Here is a 9110-nt window from a genome sequence, read left to right as displayed (position 1 = left end):
TCCCTAGAGTCGTTAAGAAAAAACCAAGCCGATACCCTAGAAAAAACAATGCCGCTCACCTTAAGTGAACGGCATTACTCCCTAGGCGCTGTTTTTTGTTTTAGAGCGTTTAAGTTAAATCTCGCTGGAATATTTTTGGTGCTAACTCCACCATTTCGCACATGGCAGGAATCTCTAGCAACGTGATATGGCTTTCGTACTCAGTAATAAAACCATCTTTTTTCAGTTTTTTGAACGTTTTAGAAAGCGTCTCTGCCGTCATTCCTAGCTGTGTTGCGAGCAGCTTTTTTGCCACGTGTAACGTGATATTCTCTTCGCTTCTTGATTGAGCACGATAGAAGTCAGCCAATTTCATCACCAGTCTTTGGTTCGCGTTTACTTGCGTCAAAATGTTCGCGGTATCCATCAGCTGGTGGATGCGATTGGTCATGTAGTTCATTACTTTTAATTAAGTCTGCGGAGACTGAGTAAACCCTTTCTTGCTTAGATGAAACTAGAAACTTCCGTTCACGTAAGAAGTCTCAAAGCGTCACCTTGGTTTCCGATGGCAGAAAACTTTCGAAAGACCTATCTCCCCACCTAACAGTTTGGACAGCAATTAGTTTGGAGGGTGACATTAGCGCTAATATTAAAAAGGGATTCAACACGTTGCAGCCAGTTTACGACTGGGTGGTAGCAAGTTGCAGCTAACTTGCTTGTGTCCCAAGTAGACCGGAAGGTCATAATGAAGAATGACTGCGAGTAACTTTAGGTTGGTAGCTTAGCCCGTAATTCTAGTTCTGAAAAATCACCATACTTATCTAAAGCCATCGTCAACTCGTCAGATAGTGGCAAATCATAACCCACACGAGGACTATCAACATATCGGTCATACCTATCTCGAAAGCCTTTTAACGAGTTTGCTGAACAACCTATTATACCCGCCAAGCTTTTAATCGTTCTTGTCTGGTTCCCAAAACCCAATCGATTAAGATGACCAAATTTTGCCAAATAAAGCGCCGATATTAACAGGTCTGTTCTATTAACTTCTGACGTGTGCATAGGGGTACGCAAAGTGTCTTTCTTAGGAGTGAATATTTCTGACTCATTTCCTTGTAGTTGGATATTGAAGAAAGGTTCTATCAATTGCCAACTGCGTAAAAACAGTTCAGATGTATCAGCCACACCATTTCCCAATGACAATAGTGGTTCCATCACTTCTGATTTGAATTCGGATCTTGTGAGAACAAAATCAAAGTTTATCTTTTCATCATTCGCCGATATTTCTTGGAGTTTATCCTTCACAACATCAAGTTCAGAACAAACATTCGCGTTAGTGAATGGTGAGACAAAATAAATAGAAGATGTTTGATCGGGGAAATAGCGCTTCGCAATTAGTGCTGATCTCACTAACTTTTTATAGACCCTCATTGCCGTTGTTAATTTGTCACCATAATTCAACCCACCAAGGTGAAAAGCTACATCTATGAAATATAGTCGGTTGTCGTAGAATGAAAGTCCTAGTACATCAACCTCTGCTTGACGCAATAGTTGCTCGTAACTATTTTTGCCAAAAGCTTCCGGCCAAAGCTCATGAGCCGTATCAAAAAAGTTCCGTTATCTCATCAGACTTAGGCAACCATTCAGGCGATGCTTTCCAGTTTAACTCAGCAAACTCACAACCACGGACATGTCGTAGCCATGAGCGCAAAAGAGATTCTGCTATTTCAATCTTCACAATACAGGCTTCCTCTTGATCGCATTGTTTAGTTGGTATCCCCAAAAAAGAAGTATAGCAATGCTTAATTGGCAGAACTGCCCCCAAGCACGTATCAGATAGAAAGACGCAGACAAAGTTGCTTTTGTTCCTGAGGAACACTAGAAACCCCAATAGGCCACTTCTAAGTCTTGATTATGGACTGTTGACATCCCCCATTCGAAGAGTACTCTTGTAATAGGGCGTCCGCCTTACTTGCGTATGAGTAAAAACAGACATTTCAATAAATGATTATCTATTAATGAATTAATTTTAATGACCTTTGGCTGATTAATATCGACTCAAAAGGTTTAAACGTGCGCCCGGAGTCGATCTAAAAGTCGGAGCATTAATCATGTTAGACAAGCAACTCGTACATGCCTTTCATCAATCATTAAAAAATTACTTACCGGATCTTAAATTAGGTCAATCGAGAGAAGTGGTTGCATCTTTTTATGGATTTAAATCTGCGGCTAGCTTAATTAAGGCTGGTTTCGTGCTATCTGAGTATGACCTTGATAGCAGACAAGCAGATTTTTATGACGATGGATTTAACCAACACAATGAAACACGATTATTATTCACCAACGAAAAAAACGTTCGACATCGCCTTAGAAGGCTATCTAAAGCTGTACTAGCAGATGCAAGATTAGAAGAGCAAGTCCTTCTACATATACGTAATAACCTGTTTCTAAAGAACTGTAAGTTCTACAGTTGGAATGAGATCGAACCATGGATGGTAGATAGTTTAGGTGAGAAATTAGTTGAAAAATTGAGCCATGAAGGTAACGCGTCCGCTGCGTATTCATATGCTGTTCATCACTTCGATGGGATTGAAATAGACGACAATGCAGGCCCACACGAGGACTACTGGTATAAAAGGTACATTTCTGGCGAGGTTTTGGAAGGGGGCGCACTCCGCTTTGCAAAAGAATACGAAGAAAAACTATCTGTCCAATCCGAGTATCTATCACTACTAAAAAGAGCGGCAGAGTTAGGCAGTAAAGAAGCAATGATGCAACTCGCTGAAAACACTGATGACGTAGAGGTAATTCGAGAGTTGGCGAAACAAGGTTACTATCCAGCAATTGAGTTTGCTTATGAAGTCTATAGTGACACTCAATATGAGGAATTACTTGCATTTAGTGGAAATACAGAAGCTATTCTTAACCTCATGGAAAAATACGAACATTCCTCAAAAGAAATTGAACAATATAAACTCGTTTTTTTGAACGAGCTAGCCAACATTTATGGTTATTACCCGACCCAATCGATTGCTGATAATGATGAAGATTATGGGCCAGTATTCATCCTTTATGCCGGCATATCGCTTCCTAAAGTAAGCAAAGAATTGGAGCTGAAAGCGAAGGCAGAAGCTCAAAAGGTTTTCAACCAACATAACTACTAGTTAATAGTAAAAGCAGCTTTCGAACGTTGTACGGGGGCTGCTTTATCCCCTAATGCAGCACATTCGAAATATAAACATTTAGGTTACAGACTCTAAGGCGCTTCTGTCCCCAAGCTAGGCGTCGTAAGACGTCTCTGGACAGAAGTAAGTTGGCGATTCTCTTCATTACCGCTTGCTTCGGATAAGTTGAGTTTGGGGAAAATTCCCTAGGCGACTTTGTAGTTCCAGTGCATTGGTTGATAACGAAGCCGAACGAAGGCGATTGCCTTTGACCGGAAAAGGGCTCATGTGTGTTACAAGCTCGAGAAAAGTGAGCTGACGAGTACGTTGGTAACCACTTGCTTCGGATAAATTTGGTTAGGAACCTAAATAACAACAAACAAAACGCTCAGACCTGTTTAGAAATGGTAGCGCCACCAAGAAAAACGTAAATTTCCACCCGATGTACTTAATTGCTCAGCTAAAGCTGAGAATCAAATGTCAGTGCAAAATAACAGCAACATGGTCACAATTTCAACGTCTCATCATTGATACGAACAACACATTAGTCTTTACTTAAGTAAAGCTTGCACTCGGTGAAACTTTCCGTTTTGGACTTCATACTGACGACAATAAGATTTACGAAAAAGCATTTTGCAACATTGGCAAAATTGGCTTTTTTTCTGCTTCTATTCATTGAGCTATATGTACTCTCTTTAAGTAGTTTTATCCACTTTCACACAATTGTCGAAAGCATCTCTATCGTTGTCGCACTCATTATTGTGGGACTGGCAGCCAAGTCAAGGCACTTAACCCCAAGGCTAGAGGATTCATTCTCATTTCTCGTCAGTCTGTATCTCTGGGTGTGTCTGTTCGATTTCGCACATATGTTGACCTACAAAGGGATGCCTCTTGCCGAAGGGCTTTCTGCGAATCCCCCAACGCAATTTTGGATAGGTGGTCGTCTTCTTGAAGCCGCTGGACTCGCATTATTCTTTCACATTCATTTTTCTTACCGATGGCGGGGATGGGAAAACAAAGTACTGGCAACGTTGGCTGTATTAGTACTCCTTTCCATTGCTCCCTTTAGTATCTACCCTGATGCATATATTGAAGGCGTGGGTCTTACCGACTTCAAAATCTATGCAGAGTTAGTGGTTATTGCACTGATCTTGGTGGCAGCGAGCGGCCTGTATTTGCATCGCAAGCACTACAACAGAAAGCAGCGCGTGTATTTCGGCTTGGCGTTTTTGTTCACCATTATGGCGGAGCTGTTTTTTACCCAGTATGTGGGGGTGTATGATCAGGCTAATGCGATTGGGCATGTCTTCCGCTTGGCTTCGTATTACTGTGTGCTCTGCGCCTATTTAAGCCAACCCCACCTTTCCTCGCGATCTCTCTCTTCGATAGCGAATCCTTTCGCGCTATACATTGCGCTGTCCATTTCCTCTGTGGGGCTCGCCATCGCCTATACTTTTAACCATTATGAGGAGGAACGTTACCAAGAAAAAATGCAACTTCATGACGATGAAGTTGCTTCAGAATGGTTCAACCTGGTGTCAGCGAACGTCCAGAAATATGCCATAGTGGCGGAGAGTGTTGAAGCCTACGTGGATTCCACCTCCACGCTCAATGAAAACGCATTTTTGCGATTTTCAGAAAGTTTGATTCAGGAGCTGCCCGAAGTGCTTGGCATCCGGGTTGAGACTGATGCAAAGAAGATATATCTCACTAACCGTTATCACCAATCTGCAGAGATTGAAAATCGCGTAAAGGGCTACTTTGAATCGCTGAATACCCTAACCACAGCAATGAGCGGGGATGAGTCACTTCAAGGCGCCTTTCTCATCGCTCCTAAAGTGTTAGGTGTCGCCCTCAGCCATCCCACTGTATCTGCCTCGAATGACTATCATCTCTTGGCGCAAAGCAAGGTTATTGTTTTGATAGACATTGAAAGAGTCATCCAATCTCCGGCGTTGATGTCCATATTGGAGAACCATGACATAGGCATGCGATTCACTGCAGCCAACGACAGCACGGCAAATACAACCATGGGTAATAGCCAATTATTGGATACCGCTGACAATACTGGTGCTCGAAGACAAAGTTTTGGTAACGGGCACCTCGACCTGGCGATATTGCATAATCCCTCCATCGCTGAACATCCCAGCAGCTTGATATTGTCGCCGTGGTATTGGCCGCTAATATTCATCGTCCTGGCACTGAGCACAGCACTTATCTATCGGGTAATTAACCAGCACTTCGACATTCAAGTGGTGAGAAAGATAATTGCAGAGCAGTCAAAGTACATTAATGTGGATGAATTAACCGGTTTGCTAAACCGGCGCGCAGCCATAGAGATGGGAGAACACTCCCTTAAGCTTAGTCAACGCGGGGGACAGCCTCTGACAGTGCTTTTTATGGACTTAGATGGGTTTAAACACGTTAATGACAGATATGGACATGCCGTGGGTGATGAAGTTCTGGTACAAACAGCAGGCAGAATAAAATCTTTCTTACGAAGTACCGACTCACTCGCACGGTTTGGCGGCGATGAATTTTTAGCCATGCTGCATGGTGCAGAATATGGCCATCTCCGCAACATTCAACAGATTATCAACACGGTAAGCGCCCCCATAGAGGTGTTTGGCGATTCAGTCTGCGTCGGTATAAGTATCGGTTTGGCTTCTTTCCCTCACGATGGTGTCACATTTAGCGAATTGGTTAATGCTGCAGATAGTGCCATGTACCACGCCAAGCAAAATGGAAAAGGGAGATATGTACTCTTCTCTGACATTGCCAAAGCGTAGTGGTGACAACTGGCCACGCACGGGCGGCAATGTGGGCCAATTCTAGGAGAACACCTTCTGTGGCAAAGCTATTAAACAACCGTCAACGCAGATTCAGGTAGGATTTCCCAGTGTTCTCAGACTGAACATCCAAATGCGTTTTTGCATTGCATGAACAGAAATCTGGGATGAATGATGCCTGACGACGAAATGTAGCGAACTCTCATTCTAAGCAAGTCACAAGGCCGGAGTTTACTGTCAATCGCGAGCTTTAAAAGCGCCAGCTCCATCAAATGCCCTCTATCTCAAGGCGTGTGCGGGTCCGCCAGATATCTTCGAGTTTGAATGGCTTCTTTTGTCCTAAGTGTCTTCTCTGTTTAATAGTAGTTACCATACTCCACCTCCATAGGTTGTTTGAATGACTAGATAATTTTAGAAATGACAATTTTGGATAATATTTCCTAATGCGAGATGGGGGCTGTCACTGTGCTTGGGGGCAAATACTCTAAAAAGGAAAGGGGCAGCTTTGAGTTGCGCTGCCCTACTAGTACATAAGGTTCACTTTTTAACATACCAATTTCTCGATTTCTGTGGATGAAAAAATTGTTAGCCGCAGGGTATATATTCAGGTGAAACGTGATCTTATCTCCGAGTGGTGAGGATAAGACCATAATTTGGGTGTCAGACTAGTTGTACTCGCTTGCCATATTTATCGCCATTGCGATGCCTTTGACTCGTATTTCGAGAAAAAGTTGTTCAGTACGTTTATGTAGCAAGATTTTCCAGCATAGTTTTAGTTACTAGGGTAATTCCTTTTTCTGTAACACGAAAACCATTGGCTTCATCCTGTTCCTTATCATAGCCAATGCTCAAGCCGGCCGGGACACAACAATCACTGTCAAGGATAACTCTCTTCAGTTTAGCGTGTTCACCAACGTGACTGCCATGCAACAATACTGACTCTTCAATAAGACTGTATGAGTGGGCATGGACACTTGAATACAACAATGATTTTCTAATAGTTGAACCAGAAATAATGCACCCTCCAGAAACCGTTGAATCTACGGCCATACCACGGCGTTCATCGTTATCAAAAATGAATTTAGCAGGTGGAAGCTGTTCTTGATATGTCCAAATCGGCCAGTCTTTATCATAAAGGTCAAGTTGTGGTTTAGGTGTAACAAGTTCCATATTGGCTTCCCAAAATGAGTCAAGTGTACCCACGTCACGCCAGTAGGGCTGACTTTCACTGTCTGGATCTTTGAAAGAGTACGCAAAAACATTACTCTCATTAATGATTGAAGGAATGATATCGTGGCCAAAATCGCGGGTGGATCCTTGGACATCCACATCTTTTAATAACTGGTCAAAAAGAAAATCAGCATTGAATAAATAATTGCCCATTGAAGCCAAACACTTATTCGGTTTATTCGGAATTTCATTAGGTTGAGCTGGTTTCTCATCAAAAGCTACTATTTTGTTTTTGGAATCTACGGTTAGAACACCAAAGCTACCTGCAGCTTCTTCAGTATCAACTTCTAGGCAACAGACTGTCATATCTGCGTTATTTGCCACATGCTCCGCTAGTAGAGTGCCGTAGTCCATACGATATACATGGTCACCAGACAGAATTAGAATGTACTTGGGTCTATGTGAACGAATTATATCAATATTTTGATATACCGCATCCGCTGTGCCAGCATACCAGTCATCGCCCGTTCGTTGTGAAGCAGGTAAAATTTCAACAAATTGTTGAGCTCTAAGGCTTACCCAACCGCGGCTAATGTGACGGATCAACGAGTGCGACTTGTATTGTGTTGCGATACCTACGCGGTCAATACCTGAATTGAAACAGTTTGATAGTGGAAAATCGATAATACGAAACTTACCACCAAAATATACAGCAGGTTTTGCTCGAAGATCGGTGAGTTCAAATAAACGACTACCTCGACCACCAGCCAATATCAAAGCGTAAGTGTCTTTGGTCAAATTACTGATATGTCTATCATAATTCTGGGGCATAGAGACCTCCATGGGGGCGAATTATATACTTGTAGTTATAATCAGAGCAGTGTATTGATTATATTCAAGTTATTATATAGGGTAATTGTTGAATAAACTGTGACTGAAGTTAGGCATTATTACTTGAATAGCTACCAGTATCGTCGCCACTTTTAGCATTACCAAAAATAGGTCAATTTATGACAAAAGAAATGAGTCCTGATCCTTGTGCTAGAAAGGTTTGGTCGGGTAGACGACACTTGTTACCAAGTGCGGCCCCCCTAAGAACCCAGCGTGCAACTTTCACTGCACTAGGCTCAAGCCTTCACGAAGGCATCGTTTTGATACCCAGCAACTTATAAAGCAGCGAGAGTAGGCTCCTTCCAAGAGTTACGAGCTTGCCTTTTTGACTTTCTCTTAGCCAAGTATTCTTGGTGTTGAGGATCATATGGTGTCGCTGCACTTCGGATTTTTACATGCCTCTCGATTGGTACTTTGGCTATTTGGAAGAGATTGAACTGGCAATCCATATCCATGATCTTCTGCCAACCATGAAAATGCCATTGGCCTTTTCGGTTGACGAAGTATTTAAGGGCCACCCAAGTTTTGGATTTTGTCGGATGACGCCTCACTGCCCAGTGCCATAATGCAAGAAATAGCTTATGACCAACATATCCGAATACCTGTTTAGCCACGCAATGGCGATAATAATTAGCCCAACCCCTTAATTTCGGATTTATCAGTTTGATAAGATCGTTTACAGAGGTTGTTGCATGCTTTTTGATGAGTTCGCGCAGATTACTCAAGAACAGCAATGTGTTAGATTTACTCGGTTTAATGAGCAATTTCCCTTTGTACTTTCTGTGATTGAACCCTAGAAAGTTAAAGCCGTTATCGATGTGTGTAATGTGCGTTTTCTCTTCGGATAATGTTAATCCTCTTTCCGCTAAAAAGTCAGCGATCAACGGTTTGATATCGTTCTCCAACACTTCCTTTGAAGCACAGGTGACGACGAAATCGTCGGCGTATCCAATAAAATTGGCTCTAGTACCCTTTTTGAGGGCTGTAGACTGAATATGCTGCTCAAGTCCAGCAAGAGTCATTAGCATCAAGGTTGGTGATATACCCGTGATCATTGAAGGTGCTTGATTTTTCCTTAAAGCAGGATCATGCTACGAACCATGAAAATTACACTGAC

Annotated in this window: 4 protein-coding genes and 3 pseudogenes; 2 read left to right on the top strand and 5 right to left on the bottom strand. The window is 42.5% G+C overall.

Annotated features, from left to right (window positions below; genetic code table 11):
- Positions 1 to 109: 109 nt before the first annotated feature.
- A pseudogene (locus R7Z77_RS23175) lies at positions 110 to 472 on the bottom strand (Crp/Fnr family transcriptional regulator); the annotation flags it as partial.
- Between the two features lie 275 nt (positions 473 to 747).
- Positions 748 to 1527: a hypothetical protein gene (locus tag R7Z77_RS23170; protein ID WP_318136852.1), complete on the bottom strand. Its 780-nt coding sequence runs from the start codon at positions 1525 to 1527 to the stop codon at positions 748 to 750.
- A 563-nt stretch (positions 1528 to 2090) separates the two neighbouring features.
- On the opposite strand from R7Z77_RS23170, the gene R7Z77_RS23165 reads away from it, so the two are divergent.
- Both R7Z77_RS23165 and R7Z77_RS23160 read left to right on the top strand, forming a co-directional pair.
- Entirely contained in the window at positions 2091 to 3143 is a 1053-nt protein-coding gene (locus tag R7Z77_RS23165) for a hypothetical protein (protein ID WP_213916575.1), read from the top strand.
- Positions 3144 to 3718: 575 nt separating this feature from the next.
- Positions 3719 to 5932, top strand: coding sequence for a GGDEF domain-containing protein (locus R7Z77_RS23160; protein ID WP_213916574.1), 2214 nt, complete (start codon positions 3719 to 3721; stop codon positions 5930 to 5932).
- A 140-nt stretch (positions 5933 to 6072) separates the two neighbouring features.
- On the opposite strand, the pseudogene R7Z77_RS23155 reads toward R7Z77_RS23160, so the two are convergent.
- The 3 genes and pseudogenes from R7Z77_RS23155 to R7Z77_RS23145 all read right to left on the bottom strand — a co-directional run.
- Positions 6073 to 6305 (bottom strand): annotated as a pseudogene (locus R7Z77_RS23155) (integrase); the annotation flags it as partial.
- Between the two features lie 371 nt (positions 6306 to 6676).
- On the bottom strand, positions 6677 to 7933 hold the full coding sequence (gene glgC / locus R7Z77_RS23150) for a glucose-1-phosphate adenylyltransferase (RefSeq protein WP_213916573.1): 1257 nt from the start codon (positions 7931 to 7933) through the stop codon (positions 6677 to 6679).
- A 335-nt stretch (positions 7934 to 8268) separates the two neighbouring features.
- Positions 8269 to 9036: pseudogene (locus tag R7Z77_RS23145) on the bottom strand (group II intron maturase-specific domain-containing protein); the annotation flags it as partial.
- Positions 9037 to 9110: the final 74 nt, after the last annotated feature.

The organism is Vibrio sp. 1401 (genome assembly GCF_033340295.1).
The sequence above is the reverse complement of the archived record's forward strand: the minus strand, read 5'-3'. Positions and strand labels throughout refer to the sequence as shown.